The organism is Paraburkholderia sp., from assembly GCF_024281035.1.
Lineage (GTDB): Bacteria > Pseudomonadota > Gammaproteobacteria > Burkholderiales > Burkholderiaceae > Paraburkholderia.
In genome coordinates, this window is record NZ_JAMXLH010000008.1 from 22,434 (window position 1) to 38,995 (window position 16,562).

20 protein-coding genes are annotated in these 16,562 nt (G+C 63.4%); 8 read left to right on the top strand and 12 right to left on the bottom strand.

The annotated features are described in order from the left end of the window. Positions 1 to 10: 10 nt before the first annotated feature. Positions 11 to 919: a restriction endonuclease gene (locus Q0L30_RS01935; RefSeq protein WP_296650452.1), complete on the bottom strand. Its 909-nt coding sequence runs from the start codon at positions 917 to 919 to the stop codon at positions 11 to 13. Positions 920 to 1,117: 198 nt separating this feature from the next. Here Q0L30_RS01935 and Q0L30_RS01940 point away from each other — a divergent pair, with 198 nt between their 5' ends. Together Q0L30_RS01940 and Q0L30_RS01945 are read left to right on the top strand one after the other, a co-directional pair. Next, a complete protein-coding gene (locus Q0L30_RS01940; protein ID WP_296650456.1) occupies positions 1,118 to 1,357 on the top strand; it encodes a hypothetical protein in 240 nt (79 codons plus the stop codon). After that, entirely contained in the window at positions 1,354 to 1,629 is a 276-nt protein-coding gene (locus Q0L30_RS01945) for a hypothetical protein (RefSeq protein WP_296650460.1), read from the top strand. Before Q0L30_RS01940 ends, Q0L30_RS01945 begins: the two co-directional genes overlap by 4 nt. Positions 1,630 to 1,963: 334 nt before the next feature. Here the strand turns inward: Q0L30_RS01945 and Q0L30_RS01950 are convergent, their stop codons facing one another. The 4 genes from Q0L30_RS01950 to Q0L30_RS01965 form a co-directional block, all read right to left on the bottom strand. Then, positions 1,964 to 2,335 carry a type II toxin-antitoxin system VapC family toxin gene (locus Q0L30_RS01950; RefSeq protein WP_296650462.1) on the bottom strand — a complete coding sequence of 124 codons (372 nt, stop codon included), beginning with the start codon at positions 2,333 to 2,335 and terminating at the stop codon, positions 1,964 to 1,966. Continuing rightward, on the bottom strand, positions 2,332 to 2,529 hold the full coding sequence (locus Q0L30_RS01955; protein WP_296650465.1) for a type II toxin-antitoxin system VapB family antitoxin: 198 nt from the start codon (positions 2,527 to 2,529) through the stop codon (positions 2,332 to 2,334). The genes Q0L30_RS01950 and Q0L30_RS01955 overlap by 4 nt, the downstream gene beginning before the upstream one ends. A gap of 163 nt (positions 2,530 to 2,692) precedes the next feature. Beyond that, entirely contained in the window at positions 2,693 to 3,256 is a 564-nt protein-coding gene (locus Q0L30_RS01960) for a YggT family protein (protein WP_296650467.1), read from the bottom strand. A 48-nt stretch (positions 3,257 to 3,304) separates the two neighbouring features. Further along, entirely contained in the window at positions 3,305 to 3,625 is a 321-nt protein-coding gene (locus Q0L30_RS01965) for an EthD family reductase (protein ID WP_296650470.1), read from the bottom strand. Between the two features lie 666 nt (positions 3,626 to 4,291). Here Q0L30_RS01965 and Q0L30_RS01970 point away from each other — a divergent pair. Continuing rightward, on the top strand, positions 4,292 to 4,453 hold the full coding sequence (locus Q0L30_RS01970) for a hypothetical protein (protein ID WP_293040787.1): 162 nt from the start codon (positions 4,292 to 4,294) through the stop codon (positions 4,451 to 4,453). Positions 4,454 to 4,859: 406 nt separating this feature from the next. Then, positions 4,860 to 5,156: a hypothetical protein gene (locus Q0L30_RS01975; protein WP_296650472.1), complete on the top strand. Its 297-nt coding sequence runs from the start codon at positions 4,860 to 4,862 to the stop codon at positions 5,154 to 5,156. Between the two features lie 136 nt (positions 5,157 to 5,292). On the opposite strand, the gene Q0L30_RS01980 is transcribed toward Q0L30_RS01975, so the two are convergent. The 3 genes from Q0L30_RS01980 to Q0L30_RS01990 all read right to left on the bottom strand — a co-directional run bounded on the left by Q0L30_RS01980 (position 5,293) and on the right by Q0L30_RS01990 (position 9,266). Then, positions 5,293 to 5,961, bottom strand: a complete 669-nt coding sequence (locus tag Q0L30_RS01980) for a LysE family transporter (protein WP_296650476.1) — start codon at positions 5,959 to 5,961, stop codon at positions 5,293 to 5,295. Between the two features lie 152 nt (positions 5,962 to 6,113). After that, on the bottom strand, positions 6,114 to 7,586 hold the full coding sequence (locus Q0L30_RS01985; RefSeq protein WP_296650478.1) for an NAD-dependent succinate-semialdehyde dehydrogenase: 1,473 nt from the start codon (positions 7,584 to 7,586) through the stop codon (positions 6,114 to 6,116). Between the two features lie 111 nt (positions 7,587 to 7,697). Next, entirely contained in the window at positions 7,698 to 9,266 is a 1,569-nt protein-coding gene (locus Q0L30_RS01990; RefSeq protein WP_296650480.1) for a UbiD family decarboxylase, read from the bottom strand. Between the two features lie 640 nt (positions 9,267 to 9,906). On the opposite strand from Q0L30_RS01990, the gene Q0L30_RS01995 reads away from it, so the two are divergent. Beyond that, positions 9,907 to 11,043, top strand: coding sequence for a lytic transglycosylase domain-containing protein (locus Q0L30_RS01995; protein WP_296650482.1), 1,137 nt, complete (start codon positions 9,907 to 9,909; stop codon positions 11,041 to 11,043). A 115-nt stretch (positions 11,044 to 11,158) separates the two neighbouring features. Here Q0L30_RS01995 and Q0L30_RS02000 read toward each other — a convergent pair whose 3' ends face one another. From Q0L30_RS02000 to ribBA, 4 genes are all read right to left on the bottom strand, one after another. Next, the gene (locus Q0L30_RS02000) at positions 11,159 to 12,352 is read right to left on the bottom strand and encodes a pyridoxal phosphate-dependent aminotransferase (RefSeq protein ID WP_296650485.1); all 1,194 of its coding nucleotides are present in this window, start codon (positions 12,350 to 12,352) and stop codon (positions 11,159 to 11,161) included. A gap of 96 nt (positions 12,353 to 12,448) precedes the next feature. After that, positions 12,449 to 12,883: a transcription antitermination factor NusB gene (gene nusB / locus Q0L30_RS02005; RefSeq protein ID WP_296650488.1), complete on the bottom strand. Its 435-nt coding sequence runs from the start codon at positions 12,881 to 12,883 to the stop codon at positions 12,449 to 12,451. After that, positions 12,880 to 13,392: a 6,7-dimethyl-8-ribityllumazine synthase gene (gene ribH / locus Q0L30_RS02010; protein ID WP_293034262.1), complete on the bottom strand. Its 513-nt coding sequence runs from the start codon at positions 13,390 to 13,392 to the stop codon at positions 12,880 to 12,882. Before ribH ends, nusB begins: the two co-directional genes overlap by 4 nt. 67 nt (positions 13,393 to 13,459) lie before the next feature. Beyond that, positions 13,460 to 14,626 (bottom strand): bifunctional 3,4-dihydroxy-2-butanone-4-phosphate synthase/GTP cyclohydrolase II, encoded by a 1,167-nt coding sequence (gene ribBA, locus Q0L30_RS02015; protein WP_296650493.1) that lies wholly within the window; start codon positions 14,624 to 14,626, stop codon positions 13,460 to 13,462. 293 nt (positions 14,627 to 14,919) lie between these two features. Between ribBA and Q0L30_RS02020 the strand changes: the two genes are divergently transcribed. The 3 genes from Q0L30_RS02020 to Q0L30_RS02030 all read left to right on the top strand — a co-directional run bounded on the left by Q0L30_RS02020 (position 14,920) and on the right by Q0L30_RS02030 (position 16,416). Further along, positions 14,920 to 15,198: a type II toxin-antitoxin system RelE/ParE family toxin gene (locus Q0L30_RS02020; RefSeq protein ID WP_296650496.1), complete on the top strand. Its 279-nt coding sequence runs from the start codon at positions 14,920 to 14,922 to the stop codon at positions 15,196 to 15,198. Between the two features lie 11 nt (positions 15,199 to 15,209). Further along, positions 15,210 to 15,515: a HigA family addiction module antitoxin gene (locus tag Q0L30_RS02025; protein ID WP_293039117.1), complete on the top strand. Its 306-nt coding sequence runs from the start codon at positions 15,210 to 15,212 to the stop codon at positions 15,513 to 15,515. 112 nt (positions 15,516 to 15,627) lie between these two features. Further along, positions 15,628 to 16,416 (top strand): hypothetical protein, encoded by a 789-nt coding sequence (locus Q0L30_RS02030; protein ID WP_296650502.1) that lies wholly within the window; start codon positions 15,628 to 15,630, stop codon positions 16,414 to 16,416. Positions 16,417 to 16,562: the final 146 nt, after the last annotated feature.

A 16,562-nucleotide genomic window follows, 5' to 3' on the forward strand; every position in this document is an offset into this window, starting at 1 on the left:
CCACCATCGTTCAGATCGAATCACCTTCGAAGTAGTCTGTATCGATTTTCTTGATCTCGTAGGTGCTGGCGGTCGAAACTCCCACACCATGATCGACCAAGAGCTTCACGAGTAGAGCACCGTCCACGAGGATAATCTTCGCCGTGATCGATTTTGCGTAATCTCGGGCTTCGCGGCTGAAGTCTGATGTCGTGAGAAATACCCCTTTGCTTGCATGCTGTCCCTGAAGGGCGCCCGCAAATCTCTGGATATCGGGACGTCCAACCGTACCCTCCCACCGCTTGGCTTGCACGTAAATCACATCGAGTCCGAGCTTGTCTTCCTTGATGGTCCCGTCGATACCGCCATCACCGGTTCGGCCAAGGACACTTCCCGCGTCTTGGCGCGATCCGCCGTATCCCATTGCTACCAGAAGATCGATTACCAAACGCTCAAAGAACGCGGGCGTCGAATTCATGATCTGGTCGAGCAACTCGGCTTCAAGGTTGGACCGCAACTGTTGATACGCCTGATCAAACAATTCCTCTGGCGTGGTCTCTGCCGCAGAAGGAGCGTCCTGACCCGAAGGAGCGTCACTCGGCTCGTTCTGGGGTGCATCGACTCTCCTCTGTCGAAAGGCGACGAACTCGGGAAACTGATTGAGCAACGGAATATCGATCCTCGCAGGCTGCTTTGCAAGCATATCGAGTCCGCGAGGTGTGATTTTGAAATGACCACGTTTCGGCAATTCAAGCAATCCGGCTTGCTTCAGGTAGGTGCGAGCCCAGCCAACGCGGCTATCAAACACCGGGACTGTGCCGCTAGGAAGCATTTCGTTCTGCTCGTCGTCGGTCAATTGGAGCGTTTTCGCCAGCGTTTCGACAACGTCGCGAAGTCGGTGCTCTTGCAGGTCGGCTGCCAGTTTCAGCATTGGCAGCATGAGGTCCTGAAACCCGGGAATAGGCATGATGGTTACGATTCATCCACTGGTGAGTGATGGATCATAACAAGGGACAGGTCTCAGTGTGTCGGGTAATCTCTGTCGCATCCTTCGCACGAAGCATATCCGTCGAGCGACCGCATACCCGCATCAGGTAGGGCTGTTGTGCGAAACGGGTAGGGGTCGGATAGTCGTCGTATGGACAATATCAATTCCAACAACGACTTCTCTTTGCTGACCGCTGACCAGATTCAGGGGCTGGTGGAATCTATTCAAGATGCGTTCGGTGGGGATTTTTCCCGACCAGTATTCTCAAACCATCTACTGGCACTGCTCGAAGACATTCCCGGATTCGAGACTGGCGACGCACCTGCCTCGCTGATTGAAGCCGCGTGGGCGCTGTATCGCACTGCCGAAGCGCCGGGTGGTTGTGAATGATGCGACCGCTCTTCCATCTGGGCCAGGTCGTTGCGACGCGGGGCGTCTTCGTACATCTTGAACATCACGGCATTGCACCCGTTCAATACCTGACACGTCACGTCTGCGGCGATTGGGGAAGTGTGTCAGCCGAGGATGCGAAGACAAACCAGCTCGCTATCGCGCATGGCGCACGCATTCTGTCGAGCTACGACATTGCAGGAAAGCGCGTCTGGATCATCACCGAAGCAGATCGAAGCATGACGACACTGCTGTTTCCGGACGAATATTAACGATGAAGGGTATGGTCCACGTCAGGTCAGACCGACTTGCAGCTTTTTAGAATTGGTGCTGGCGTGAAAACTGGCATCGCTGTGAACCCCGCATGAACAGTGGGGTTCCGTGGAGCCGAGAGAAAAACTGACGAGAGAATGCGCGTGGATCGTGGTGTTGCTTAACGCGCTGGGGCTTGGGAAGCTGGGGTAATAGCCATTATACGACGCCCGCAGAGCGCGCTATTTTACAGGGTTTGACGTGATTACGGTAGACGGGATTTCTGGATGCTGGCGTGGAAATTGCCACTACGCGTCGCTTTCATGTCGTCAACGTGCTTTTTGCGATCGTTCGTCAATGCTCCAGCACCGGGCAGAGATTCATTTCGGCGGCGACTTTCTCCAACCGCTTATCGCGCGTCCAGATCGTGACGCCGGGTTGCAGGCGCGCAGATGCCAGTAACGACGTATCAACGTAGCCAATGCCCCGGTTGAACAGGTGTTCCATCTCGATCAGGTGCATCGTCTCCTCCGGGGTAGCAACCGGCGCGCGCGGCAAATCTAGCAAGGCGCCAAGCACCTCGTCGCGGTCGCGCAAACTACCGAGCGAAATCTCACCTACGACATACGGATGAGCCAGCACCCGCTCACCCATAAGCAGGTCAATCAGAACGGGATCCGAATGGCTGAGATGATCGATCCAGATTGATGTATCGACAAGGATCATTCGACGTCCTGCCGACGACGCGGTGCTGCCTTGATCCCCGGTTGACTGCCACCGAGGTTCGCGAGTCGTTTTGCGGCTTCGCGCTGGATCAGCGCCTTCAGCGCTTCGCGTACAAGAGCCGTTTTCTCTTCGACACCCGTGTACGCTTGAGCCTTCATGACCAGGTCGTCGTCAAGGGAAATGGTGGTGCGCATGGGAACCTCCGCGCAATGGAGACGCACTGATTATGGCATCAAATGATGCCCAATCTTTGTGCGCCAGGGCGTTGTCGCAGCCCCGGCGGGCATTTGCTGGTCGCGCCATCTGGTCCCTGAGCGCGCCGCGGCGCGCGCAGCGCGCACCGCAAGGCGATAGCGATCAGATCCCGAAGAGCGTAAGCGAGACGACGGCGCGCGTGATCACCATCAGCAGCACCTGCACGATCACGAACAGCAGGATCGGCGAAAGATCGAGTCCGCCCATTTGCGGCAGGATGCGCCGCAGCGGGTTCAGGAACGGCGCGGTCAACTCGAACAGCACCGGCATGGCGGGCGAGCGCGGATTGAGCCACGACAGCAGCGCCATGAGGATCGTCAGCCAGAAAAGCAGGTTCAGCGCCCACTTCACGACCGTCAGCACTGCGACGATCACGAGCATCGGCAACTGGCTGACCAGATCGATGCCCCCGAGCCAGAACATCAGCAGTACGTAGACGATGGCCGCGATCAGCGCGGCCACGATGCTCGCCCAGTCGATGCCGCGCAGACCCGGGATGACGCGCCGCAACGGCAGCACGATCCAGTTGGTGACCTGTTGTACGGCGTGAGTCACGGGGTTGTAGGCGGGTACGCGCACGAACTGCAGCCACGCGCGCAACAGCAGGGCGGCGCCGAACAATGTGAAGATCGTGTTGAGCAGAAAACGGGCGATATCGCCGAACATCGGTGTCCTTTCCTTCGTGTGGTTGAGGCCGCGCGAGCGGAGCTGAAATCAGACCGATACCTTGATTTCGCTGATCAGGATCGTGCCATTTCCGCCGTCGGTGTAGTTGGGAATGTCGTCGAGAAGCGTCTGCGCGTGCGGCTGGAATGCGGCGTAGAACGCGTCGACCGTATCGAACAGGAAGTGTCCTGCGGCAACGTACGGCGGCGGTGTGTCCGGTGGCCCCGCATTGATGCTGATGTCGACCGGCCACCCCCGGAGCGCATCGCCGAAAAGACGCGCAGCGAGCGGCATGTGCCGCGTGGTGTAGTACTCGCTGTCGAAGCGCCCGTTCTGACGGTGCGGATAAAGGATGCTGACCTTGATCATTGTGCGTTCTCGTCGGTGAATCCCCTGGCGTAGCGGGCGCCGCGTGGTCCGGCGGCGCGCGCGCCGTTGCCACATTACCACGGCTTTTGCCGGTGCAGTGCGCTTCGGCGTGCGGCGTCGCGCCGGCGCCCTTTTATCGAGCATCAAGCTCGACCTTTTTTGAGGTAACCGGGTAAAGTTGTTCCACTCCGTCGCGTTGGAGCGCCGCTGTGGAAGCGGCCGGACGAAGCCGGCACAAAGCGCGCACAAAGCACTGGCAAGGCGCCCCAGCCACGCTCTGTTCGCTGTCGTACCGATGCGCGGCGCCGGGTGCGGCTAAAACGATTATTCGGGAGAGGCACCATGGGCTGCCGCCCACGCCGGATGGCAGTCCGGCGATCAGGGAAAAAGAACGGTGCGCGGTGCATCGGTGGCACAAGGCGCGGCGCGCGCCGAGATTGCTGACAGGATGCAGTCGCGACACGGGAGATGACGGCATGAACGCACGCGCGGCGTGGACGACGCGCGTGCGGCATGCGGATGGGTACACGGGGTGCTTCGGTGCGGCTATCTCGCAACACTGCAGCCGACGCCCCGGATTTTGCGCACAATACTTTCCAGGGTTTCGGTTTTTGCTGTCGGAGTCGTGCGTTGTTTCCTGTCGGTAGTCCGATTCGGGAGTCCACCATGAGCATCTTTGCTTACCGGAAGCATCTGCGGTTTCTTACACCTGGCCAGCGCCGCCGTTGGTGGGATCAGAAAAAGCGCCTGAAGCCCAGGGTGCAGATCAGCGGCGCCTATGTTCCCCCGAACGTCATACGCGAGTTCACCTATGTGAAGGTCGGATGACGCCGGATGAGCGGCCCGCCGCCGCCGTCTGCGCAAACAAGCGATGCCCGGTTCCCGACCGGGCATCGTCGTTTATGCGCCACGTTACGGGCTACATTTGCCACCGGTTCGGGCCGATTTTGTAATCAATCTTTACCGCACTGGTTGCCACGCCGCGCCGTTTTGACCGCCACAACGACCGCGCCGCACCACGGATGACAATCCAGGCCTCGGCAGAGCCTTTCCAGGGGCTTTCACGGATGACGTTGCGCCGCTTCGCTGGGGCGGCGCGCCGCGAGGCATGAGGACGGGATTGCAATTTGCAACAAATGGCCAGCGCTGGCACGCTGCGTTTTCGATACATTGGAATCGCAAGTTGTGCCCGTCATGTGAATTGGCGCCGTTGTCGGCTGTCAGGAGAAGGGAAGTGAAAAAGACCGTTTCGTTTATCGTTGCCGCTGCGCTGGGTCTGGGGCTCGTCAGCGCAGCCGAGGCGCATGTTTCGGTGGGCATCGGTATCGGCATTCCGGTCGCGCCTGCGTATCCGGTGTACGCCGAGCCGGTCTATGTGCCGCCGCCCGTCGTCTATGCCCCGCCGGTCGTCTACGCGCCGCCTGGGGTGGTGGTTGGCGGTTACTGGGGCGGGGGTCCGTACTGGCATCGTCCGTACGGCGGCTACTATCGCGGCTATCACGGCTATCGCGGTCACTACCGTCGTTGGTGACATGTCGTTGGTGACATGGGCGGCGGCTGCCGCCCTGCACCATGTGCTGTGCGCTACGGCGTAACGCAGGCTCGTGCCGCGTTGCGCCGTTTGCTTTTTTCCTCCGCGTAGTTGTGGTTGCGCCGGTCGCGTGCGCTCAGGACGCGCCCTGGAGGATCAGATCGCGATAGCCGTGGACGATCACGCTATACGAGAAGTACGCGAACAGCAGCGCCGAAAAGACATGGCACGCGCGCAGCAATCCGGCGCCGGCGCGTTTGCGCCCGTGGCTCGCGAGGCCGCAGACAAAGCCTGTCCAGCCGAGTCCGCCGAGAAAGAACCCCGAGAGGAACAGGGCGGCCGAGCCCGCGCTGGTTGCGCCTGTTTTGGCGATCAGCGCGCCGCCGACGGCCGCGAACCAGAGAATGGCGCTCGGCGACGAGAGCGCGAGCAGCACGCCGCGTAGAAAGCTGCGCCACGGATCCGGATTGGGCGAGGCCGGATCCGCTTCCCCTTCGACAGGCGGCGCGGCCGCCGGATTGAGCGCTTCGCGCGCCATCTTCCAGGTGAGCATCAGCAAAATGGCCGAGCCGCCGATCCACACGATCCAGCGCACCGCGTCGAACTGCAGCAGTGCCGCCATACCCGCAAGCGCGAGCGCGGCATAGATGAGATCGCCGAAACACGAGCCGAGGCCGAGCCAGAAACCCGCGCGAAAGCCGTGCGAGAGCGTGAGCGAGATGATCGCGACGTTGACGAGACCGATATCAAGGCAGAGCGAAAGCGAGAGAAAAAAGCCGTCGGAAAGCAGGGAAAGATGGTGCATTAAAGCGATTTCTTGTTCGTATGAGCGAGGCGTTCGGTCGCCCGGATTTTGTTGTGTCCGCCACGATATCGCAACGATATCGCACGCGTGCGCTCCCCGCCGCGTCTGCGGGCGCGCGCGTTACGGCAGCGCCGATAGTAAGCGTTCAGTCCTCAAACGCCGATACACAGGTATTTCAGTTCGACATACTCGTCGATGCCGTATTTCGAGCCCTCGCGGCCGAACCCCGATTGCTTTACGCCGCCGAACGGCGCCACCTCGTTCGAGATGAGTCCCGTGTTGATGCCGACCATGCCGTATTCGAGCGCCTCGGCCACGCGCCACACACGGCCGATGTCGCGGCTGTAGAAATACGCGGCGAGACCGAATTCCGTGTCGTTCGCGAGCGCGACAGCTTCCGCTTCGTCGCTGAAGCGGAACACCGCGGCCACCGGGCCGAACGTCTCTTCCCGCGCGATCAGCATGTCGCGTGTGACGTTCGCGAGCACAGTCGGTTCGACGAAACGGCCCTCGCGCACGCTGCCGCCGGTGACCAGCGTCGCGCCTTTCGCACTCGCATCGTCGATATGCAGTGCGACTTTTTCGACTGCGGCGTCGTCGATCAGCGGGCCTTGCGTCACGCCCGCCTCGAAGCCGTTGCCGACGCGGATCCTGCGCGACGCCGCAGCGAGCTTTTCGACGAACGCGTCGTAGATTGAATCGTGCGCATAGAAACAGTTCGTGCAGACGCAGGTCTGGCCCGCGTTGCGATACTTCGAAATCACGGCACCTTCGACGGCTGCGTCGATATCGGCGTCGTCGAAGACGATGAACGGCGCGTGGCCGCCGAGTTCGAGCGCGATTTTCTTGACCGTCGGCGCGCATTGCTGCATGAGGATGCGGCCCACCGGCGTCGATCCGGTAAACGACAGATGCCGCACGACGTCGCTCTCGCACAATGCCTGGCCGACCTCGATCGAATTCGCCGCGTCGGCTGTCACGACGTTGAACACGCCGCGCGGCACGCCCGCGCGCTGCGCGAGTTCCGCGAGCGCGAGCGCGCAGAGCGGCGTTTGCTCGGCGGGCTTCACGACGATCGTGCAGCCCGCCGCGATCGCGGGTGCGACTTTACGCGTGATCATCGCGATCGGGAAATTCCACGGCGTGATGGAAGCGCACACGCCGATCGGCTGCTTCAGGACCATTAACTTTCTGTCGGCGGCGGGACTCGCGAGAACGTCGCCGTTCACGCGCTTCGCTTCTTCAGCGAACCATTCGAGGAACGACGCGCCGTAGGTGACTTCGCCGCGCGCTTCCGCAAGCGGCTTGCCTTGCTCGGCGGTCATGATCGTGGCGAGGTCGTCGGCGTGTTCGATCACGAGATCGAACCAGTGGCGCAGGATCGCCGCGCGCGCCTTGCCGGTTTTCGCGCTCCACGCGGGCAGGGCGGCGTGCGCGGCGGCGATTGCGCGTTTTGCCTCGTCGGCGCCGAGGTCAGGGACGCGCGCGATCTCCGTGTTGTCGGCGGGGTCGAGCACGGCGAAGTCCGTCGTGCTGCCGCTCCATTCGCCGTCGATGTAGGCGCGTGTCTTGAAGAGGGCGGGGTCCTTCAGCTGCGTGAGGCGCTCCGTTGCGGACAGAATCATCTTCGTGTCTCCTGAGTGCGTCGGCGGCGCGGCGGCTGTCGCGTCGTCTGTCGATACGTGCCGTGCCCGGTGCGCGGCGCATATCGACGCGGCTCAAAGACGCGCTTCGCCTCAGAGCCCCAGTTCGTCGTAAAGCCGGTCGACGCGCGCCTTCACGCTGGCGTCCATCGAGATGGCGCGGCCCCATTCGCGCGTGGTCTCGCCGGGCCACTTGTTGGTCGCGTCGAGACCCATTTTCGAGCCGAGCCCGGCCACCGGCGACGCAAAGTCGAGATAGTCGATCGGCGTGTTCTCGACGAGCACGGTATCGCGCGCGGGGTCGATGCGCGTCGTGATTGCCCAGATTACTTCCTTCCAGTCGCGGATATTCACATCATCGTCGACCACGACAATGAACTTTGTATACATGAATTGGCGCAAGAAGCTCCAGACGCCGAACATCACGCGTTTTGCGTGCCCGGGATAGCTCTTCTTCATCTGCACGATCGCCATGCGATAGCTGCAGCCCTCGGGCGGCAGATAGAAGTCGGTGATCTCGGGAAACTGTTTCTGCAACAGGGGCACGAACACTTCGTTGAGCGCGACGCCGAGCACGGCGGGCTCGTCGGGCGGCTTGCCGGTGTAGGTGGAGTGATAGATCGCGTCGCGGCGCATGGTGATGCGCTCGACCGTGAAGACGGGGAACCACTCCTGTTCGTTGTAGTAACCCGTATGGTCGCCGTAGGGACCTTCGAGCGCATGCTCGTAAGCGGCGCTCGCGCCTTTCGACGGGCGCGGCGGCGCACCGGCGGGCGCCGGAGCCGGTGCGCCGGCCTGCGGATGGATGAAGCCTTCCAGCACGATTTCGGCGCGCGCGGGCACCTGCAGCGTATCGACGCCCGGCGTCAGGCACTTCGCGAGTTCGGTGCGCGCGCCGCGCAGCAGGCCGGCGAACTGGTATTCGGAGAGCGTGTCGGGCACGGGCGTGACCGCGCCGAGGATGGTCGCCGGATCGGCGCCGAGCACGACGGCAACCGGATACGGCTTGCCGGGGTTCTTCAGCGCGAACTCGCGGAAGTCGAGAGCGCCGCCGCGGTGCGCGAGCCAGCGCATGATGAGCTGGTTGCGGCCGATGAGCTGCTGGCGGTAAATGCCGAGGTTCTGGCGCGTCTTGTTCGGCCCGCGCGTGACGGTGAGGCCCCAGGTGACGAGCGGACCCGCGTCGCCGGGCCAGCAGGTCTGGATCGGGAGCCTGTTGAGATCGACATCGTCGCCTTCCCAGACGATTTCCTGGCAGGGCGGCGAGCTGACCGTCTTCGGCGCCATGTCCCACACGGCTTTCACGAGCGTGAAGAGCTTGCCGGTGTCTTTGAGACCGCGCGGCGGCTCGGGCTCCTTCAGCGTGGACAGCAGACGCCCGACGTCGCGCAGCGACTCGAGCGCGGCGCCGTCGCCAGCGCCCTCCGGCGTATCGATGCCCATGCCGAGTGCGACGCGGCGCGGCGTGCCGAACAGGTTGCCGAGCACCGGGAATGCATGGGTCGAACGGTTCTCGAACAGCAGTGCCGGACCGCCCTTGCGCAAGACGCGGTCGCACAGTTCAGTCATTTCCAGCACCGGGGAGACGGCTTGCGGCACGCGGCGCAATTCGCCGAGCGTCTCGAGGCGACCGACGAAGTCGCGCAGGTCTTTGTATTTCATCTGGAGCGAGTGAATGGCCGGGGCCGCATGAGGCGGCTGGGGCTGCGGGTTGGGCTGCGGGTTGGGCCGCGGATTGGGCCGCGGATCGGGCCGCCGTCGCCGGACGTGGCAGGCAGACGCGGCAATTCGATTGTCGATTTTACATGTGTTGGCTGGCACACGCTGCCGGACACAATGCGTAATGGGCCGGAAACGCGCTTGGGGTATCGGCCCCGACGGAATGAACGCTGTTCATTATTACAAATAGTCATAACTACGAGGTTCTATAGTATTGACGATCTATAAAACGCTGCTAGAATCCGCACACACTGGTTGCAGGGCTTGCAATTTTTAACCACCGTCCCGGTCCTTCAGACGCGATGCGTCGCCGTCAAGCCGACTCCCTGCACGGCTTCATACGGTCTAGATAAGTAGTCTTCGCCAGCGCGCCTTTGCGCTGGCTGTTCGCGTGAGAACTCCTGAGCGCGCCCCTGGCGTGCCGCCGTATGTAATACAGGAGGAGTTCCACCCACGGCGTACTTGCCGTTTTCCCGACGCCGCTGCCGCACCAGCCAGGGCGCGCGGCGTCTTGATCCTGCAATGGGTAGTTGGCGATTGGCCGCCCCGTCTGCCGGATCATGCACCATGGGGAGATCTGTAGATGAATACCTGGTTAATGTGGTGGCGTGCCGACGGACGTCTGTCGCAAGGCTTCCGCGCGCTGCTCGAGCGCGGCACCCGCCTGAGTCGTAACCTGTTCAGCCTCGTTGGCTGCTGTGCCGTTCTGCTTGCACTCGCTCTCTGGCTGCTGCCCACGTGGCGCGGCACGCTGGCCGCGCGCCTGATGCCCTTCGTATCGGCGGCCGTGCAGGCCGGTCCGGCGCGCCTGCTGCAAGGCAATCCGCTGCCGTCCTTCGCGCCCCCGGGTGCGGCGACCGACGACAACGACGGCGCGAACCTGCCGGTGGCGCTCGTACCCGATGCCGGCAGCGCTGGCGCAAGCGTCGCTGCTACCGCACAAGCGGGCATGGCGACGACGCTGAATGCGGTCACCCTCAACGGCCTCGATTCGCATTCGCTGCCGAGCGTGGGTTCGCTCGCACGCCTGATTCCGTCGCAGCGCATCACGCCCGATGCCCGCGACGACCGCGTCATAGTGTCTCAACGCGAGCAGTCGCTCGTGTCCGGCTATCTCGCGCGCCGCTATCGCGTGGCGCAAGGGCCGGTCGGCGAACTCGTGAAAGCGGCGTTCGATACGGGCCGTGAAGTGGGTCTCGATCCGTTGCTGTTGCTTGCCGTGATGGCAATCGAGTCGGGCTTCAATCCGTATGCCGAGAGCGGTGTCGGTGCGCAGGGGCTGATGCAGGTGATGTCGAAGGTCCACTCGGACAAGTTCCAGTACTTCGGCGGACAAAGCGCAGCGCTCGATCCGCTCGCGAACATCAAGGTCGGCGCGCTCGTGCTGAAGGACTGCATCGCGCGCGGCGGTTCGGTGCCGGGCGGGCTGCGTCTGTACGTCGGTTCGACGTCGCAGGACGATGGCGGCTACGGCGCCAAGGTTATGGCCGAGCGCGGACGTTTGCGCGATGTCGCTCGCGGCCGGAACGTGCCGATCAACGCGCCGCAGGCGCCCGTCCAGACCGCGTCGGCCAACGCAGCGCCGAAGGCGGCGGGTAACAAGCGCGTGCAGGTGACGCTCGACGGCGCGCATTCGATCGCGGCCAAGGCGGTATCGGAGCAGGACGATGCCAGCACGACCACGCAGAAGCACGGCTCGTCGACCGAAATTGGGGCGTAGTCGGTATCGTAGTTGGCACGACACGCGGCAGGTCCGCTGGAAATGAAAAAAGCACCCTCGGGTGCTTTTTTGTTGCCTGCCGCTTTGTTGCCTGCCGCAATTGCGGATGCGGCGTCTAGCGATTGAACAGCTTGTGCAGCCGTTCGACCGCTTCTTCGAGCCGCTCGTAAGCGGTCGCGTACGAGAGCCGTACGTACTGATGCGGCGCGGCGACACCGAAATCCATGCCCGGCACCATCACTGTGCCCGCATCGTGGAGCATCGCGCGGGTCAGCGCATCGCTGTCGCCTGCGGCCGGATGTGCAACGTGCGTGCAATCCGCGTAGACGTAGAACGCACCGTCGGGCATCACCGGCACCTTGAACCCCAGCGTTTCGAGTGCAGGTGCAATGAAGTCGCGGCGTCGTTTGAACTCGAGGCGGCGTGACTCGTAGATGGCGAGCGTATCCGGCTCGAAGCACGCGAGCGCCGCGTACTGCGCGAGCGCCGATGCGCAGATGAACAGGTTCTGCGCCAGTTTCTCGAACGCGCCGACGAGCGCGGGCGGCACGACCAGCCAGCCGAGACGCCAGCCCGTCATATTGAAGTACTTCGAGAAGCTGTTGACCGTCACGACGTCGTCGCCGAACGAGAGCGCCGAAACGGGCGGCGCGTCATAGCTCAGACCCTGGTAGATCTCATCGACGATCGTGAAGCCGCCGCGCGCACGCACGGTCTGCACGATCCGTTTCAATTCGGCCGGATCGATCGACGTGCCCGTGGGATTCGACGGCGACGCGAGCAGCACGCCGCGCGTGTGTTCGGTCCAGTGGCGTTCGACGTCGGCGGCGGTCAGCTGGAAGCGCGCCTGCGGGCCGCTCGGCACGAGCACGGGCTTGCCTTCAGCAGCCGCCACGAAGTGACGGTTGCACGGATAGCACGGGTCGGGCATCAGCACTTCGTCGTCGCGATCGACGAGCGCGGTGCACGCGAGCAGCAGCGCCGCCGAAGCGCCCGCCGTGACCACCACGCGCGCAGGATCGATCGTGAGCCCGAAGGCGTGCTGGTAATGCGCGGCGATCGCCTCGCGCAGTTCGTGAATGCCGAGCGCGCTCGTGTACTGCGTGACGCCGCGGCGCAGGGCGGCGGCAGCAGCCTCCACCACGGGCTCCGGGGCCGTGAAGTCCGGCTCGCCGATGCCCATGTGGATGATGTCGCGTCCGGCGCGTTCGAGTTTCGCCGCCTCCTTGGCCAGTTCCATGACGTAGAACGGCTGGATTTCGTCGACGCGCGCGGCAAGCCGCAAGAGCGGTTCGGCAACGGTGTTCATGCGGGTGATTCCAGTTCTTTCATACCGGCAGGCGGGCAGGGTAAAGGCAAAGGCCAGGGCCGCGCGTATGCGTCGCAGCCCTGGCCCCCGGCCTCATCAGGACCTGCGCGCAGCCTGAATTTCCGTGGCGCGCAGTTGCACCGACAGCTTGTCGAGCACGCCGTTGACGTACTTGTAGCCGTCCGAGCCGCCAAACGTCTTCGCCAGTTCGACCGCCTCGTTGATCACGACGCGGTACGGGATGTCGACGTGATGCGTGAGCTCGTAAGTCGCGACCAGCAGCACGGCGCGCTCGACGGGCGAAAGCTGCTCGATCGGACGGTCGAGGCATGGCGCGATGGTGGCCGACAGCGTGTCCGCGTCGCGGATCACGCCGTGCAGGATTGCGTCCAGATGCTCATGATCGGCCTTGTCGTAGCCCTGCGAACCGCGCAGCTGGGCGTCGATTTCGCCGGCGGGCACACCCGACAGCAGCCACTGATACAACCCCTGCGTGGCCAGTTCGCGGGAGCGTCGGCGCGCGCTCTTCATCGTTGTTCCTCTTCGTCTTCCTCGTCTTCTTCGTCGTCGCCGCCGTCGAGCTGTTCGAGCGCAACCGTGAGGTTCGCCATCTCGACTGCGACGCGCGCTGCGTCACGACCCTTTTCGGTCATGCGCGCGACGGCCTGCTCTTCGGTTTCGGTCGTCAGCACGGCATTGGCGACCGGCACGCCGAAGTCGAGCGAGATGCGCGAGATGCCCGCGCCGCTCTCGTTCGAAACGAGTTCGAAGTGATACGTCTCGCCGCGCACGACCGCGCCGAGCGCGATCAGTGCGTCGAACTGGCCGCTTTCCGCGAGCTTTTGCAGCGCGAGCGGGATTTCCAGTGCGCCGGGCACGGTGACGAGCAGCACGTCTTCGCCCGTTACGCCGAGGCGTTCGAGTTCTTCGATGCACGCATCCGCGAGGCCGTTGCAGACGGGTTCGTTAAAGCGCGACTGGACGATGCCGATGCGCAGTCCGTCGCCGTCGAGGTTCGGTTGGTATTGTCCGATTTCCATGTGATGTCCGTAGGTTCGGTTGAGCGTGGTGACGGGTGTGAGTGGGCGCGCCCGGGGGCCTGGCCGGTCAGGCGCGCGTCGCGGTGCGCTCGGCGCCTTCCGGCGGGCAGGGCGCTTCAGTGCTGCTGCCGGGCATCGGCACGAAGCCGGTGACTTCGAGCCCGTAACCCGACATGCTGCCGAGGCGGCGCGGTTTCGACAACACCTGCATGCGGCCGACACCGAGTTCGCGCAGGATCTGCGCGCCGATGCCGTAGGTCTTGAAGTCGACCGGACGGCGCGCGAGTGCCTCCGCGCGCTCCTTCTGGTCGAACGCCGTGAAGACGTCGATCAGATGTTCCCTGGTGTCGCCGCAGTTGAGCATCACGATGACGCCGAGATCGCGCCCCGCGATTTCGCGGATGGCGGCATCGAGCGTCCATGAGTGCGTGGACGCGCCCGTTTCGAGCAGATCCAGCACCGAAAGCGGCTCGTGCACGCGCACCGGCGTGTCGACCTCGGGCGTGGGCTTGCCGCGCACGAGCGCGATATGGGGGGTGCGCGTCGGGTGATCGACGTACATGATCGCGCGGAAGGTGCCGTGCGCCGTTTGCATGGTGCGTTCGGCAACGCGCTCGACGATCGACTCGGTGCGGCTGCGATAGTGAATCAGATCGGCGATCGTGCCGATCTTCAGGTTGTGCTGCTGCGCGAATTCGATGAGATCGGGCAGGCGCGCCATCGTGCCGTCGTCTTTGATGACCTCGCAGATCACCGCAGCCGGCGTGAGGCCCGCGAGCGCCGTGAAGTCGCAGCCCGCCTCGGTGTGACCGGCGCGTACGAGCACGCCGCCAGGCTGCGCCATGATCGGGAATACGTGGCCCGGCTGAACGATGTGATCGGCGCGCGCGTCGTGCGCGACGGCGGTCTGGATCGTGCGCGCGCGGTCGGCGGCGGAAATGCCCGTCGTCACGCCTTCGGCGGCTTCGATGCTGACCGTGAACGCGGTGCCGTACTGCGTGCCGTTGCGGTACGTCATGAGCGGCAGGTTGAGCTGCTTGCAGCGCTCTTGCGTGAGCGTCAGGCAGACCAGGCCGCGGCCGTACTTCGCCATGAAGTTGATTGCCTCGGGCGTCACGAATTCCGCTGCAATGACGAGGTCTCCCTCGTTTTCCCGGTCTTCTTCGTCGACGAGGATCACCATCCGGCCGGCTTTGAGCTCGGCGATGATCTCGGGGGTGGTGGCGAGGGTCATTATGGGGATCTGGTCTGGAAAGCCGGTATTTTACGCCACGCGGGCGTGCGCGTCGCCGTCGGCAGGGGCAAGAAATCGGAAGAGACCCGCGCCGTTCCGCGGCGGGCACGCTGCGCGCGTTGCGCCGCGCAGTTGCCGCACAGTTGTCGCGCAGTTGCCCTGTACTGGCTCGATGTCCGGCGCCACGCCCGGGTTGGCACGGAGGTTGGCCGAACGGCTGGCTGGGCGGCGGAAAACACCCTCGGCACAATAGTAACGGTTGATGTTATTAACGCGCTACGTTACTATTTGCGATGATTACTTCGTTTGCTTGCCGGGATACCGAGGCGCTCTTTTTAGGGCGCCGGGTCGCACGCTTCGCGCTCATCGAGCGGGTGGCGGTGCGCAAAATGCAGCAGATCCATGCCGCCGCCACGCTCTCGTTTCTGCGGGTGCCGCCGGGCAATCGCCTCGAGCGGTTATCCGGCGACCTGGCTGGCTATTACAGCCTGCGCATCAATGTGCAATGGCGGATCTGCTTTCATTTCGCAGACGGCGACGCATCGGAGGTCCGTATCGTCGACTACCACTGAGGAGCATCACCATGGCACGCGAAGTTCCGCTTGCGACACCGGGCGAGATTCTTTCGGAAGATTGGCTCAAGCCTCTCGGCATCAGCCAGTACGCACTCGCCAAGGCGATTGACGTGCCGCCGCGCCGCGTCAATGAGATCGTGCTCGGCAAGCGCGCGATCACTGCCGACACGGCGGTGCGCTTCGCCGTCTTTTTCGGCACCGACGCGCGCAGCTGGATGGAACTGCAGGCCCATTACGACACCGAACGCGCGCGCGAACAGCTTCAGGACGTGCTCGCGCGCATCAAGCCGTTTGTCCGGGCCGAGCACGTCTGAGCGCGCCATGCGGCGTTTGCCGTATCCATATCCCGTTCGCAACCGGCAGAGCGGGGCATGGAGCAATGCCCTGCCCGGGTGCGAACGGCTGTTACCCACAGAGACCAGAACAATGAAACGCATTGGCAGTGCATTGGGGGCCTTGCTGATTGCCGCGCACGCAGGCGCGGCACCGCTCGACCACGGCGATCTCGTGACGTTGCCCACGCGGCCAGGCGTCACGCAGAGCATCTTCATCACGACGCCGGAGCAGGCGACGCCCAAGGCCGTGCTTCTGCTGTACGCGGGCGGCGAAGGCGTTCTCAGGCTCAGCGACCACGGCCCCACGAACATGCGCGGCAACTTTGTGATCCGCACGGCCAGCTATTGGGTCGATCACGGCTACGCCGTCGTTCAGGTCGATGCTCCTTCCGACCATCAGGACGATTTGGGCATGAACGATTATGTGCGTCGCTCGGCCGATACGCTCATCGACCAGAAGGCCGTGTCCGTGGAAGTGCGCAAGCGTTTTCCGGGGGCAAAGATCGTGCTCTACAGCACGAGTCGTGGAACGGTCACGGTGGGCTCGATGCTCATGCATGCGAGCGACCTGGCCGATATCTACGTTCTGACTTCGCCAAAATCAGTCGCGAATCGCGAGCCCGGTATCTCGGACCTGGATGTGCCGCTGGCGTATCGCGACAAGACCATGATCATGTCGAACGAGCACGACGGCTGCAAAGTGGCGATGTATTACGGAGCCAGGCGGCTCGCCGAAGCGAATCATGTGGCTCTTGTCACCGAATCCTCCGACGCGGACTCGGGCAACGCGTGTGGCGCGCGATCTCCCCACGGCTATCTCGGCATCGAACAGAAGGCACTGGACGATTCCAGTGCATGGATTGAAACCAGGCTTAATTAGCCGTGGCTGTGTGCAAGACCGCCGCCAGGCGGAATGCGATTGCCAGGTAAACCGAGGCGCGACCTGGTGTAGTAAGTCGCACCCAATCGTATTAAATCGCACCCAATCGCGCAATAAGGCAGGGCCGTCCGGCACGTCCTGTTGTC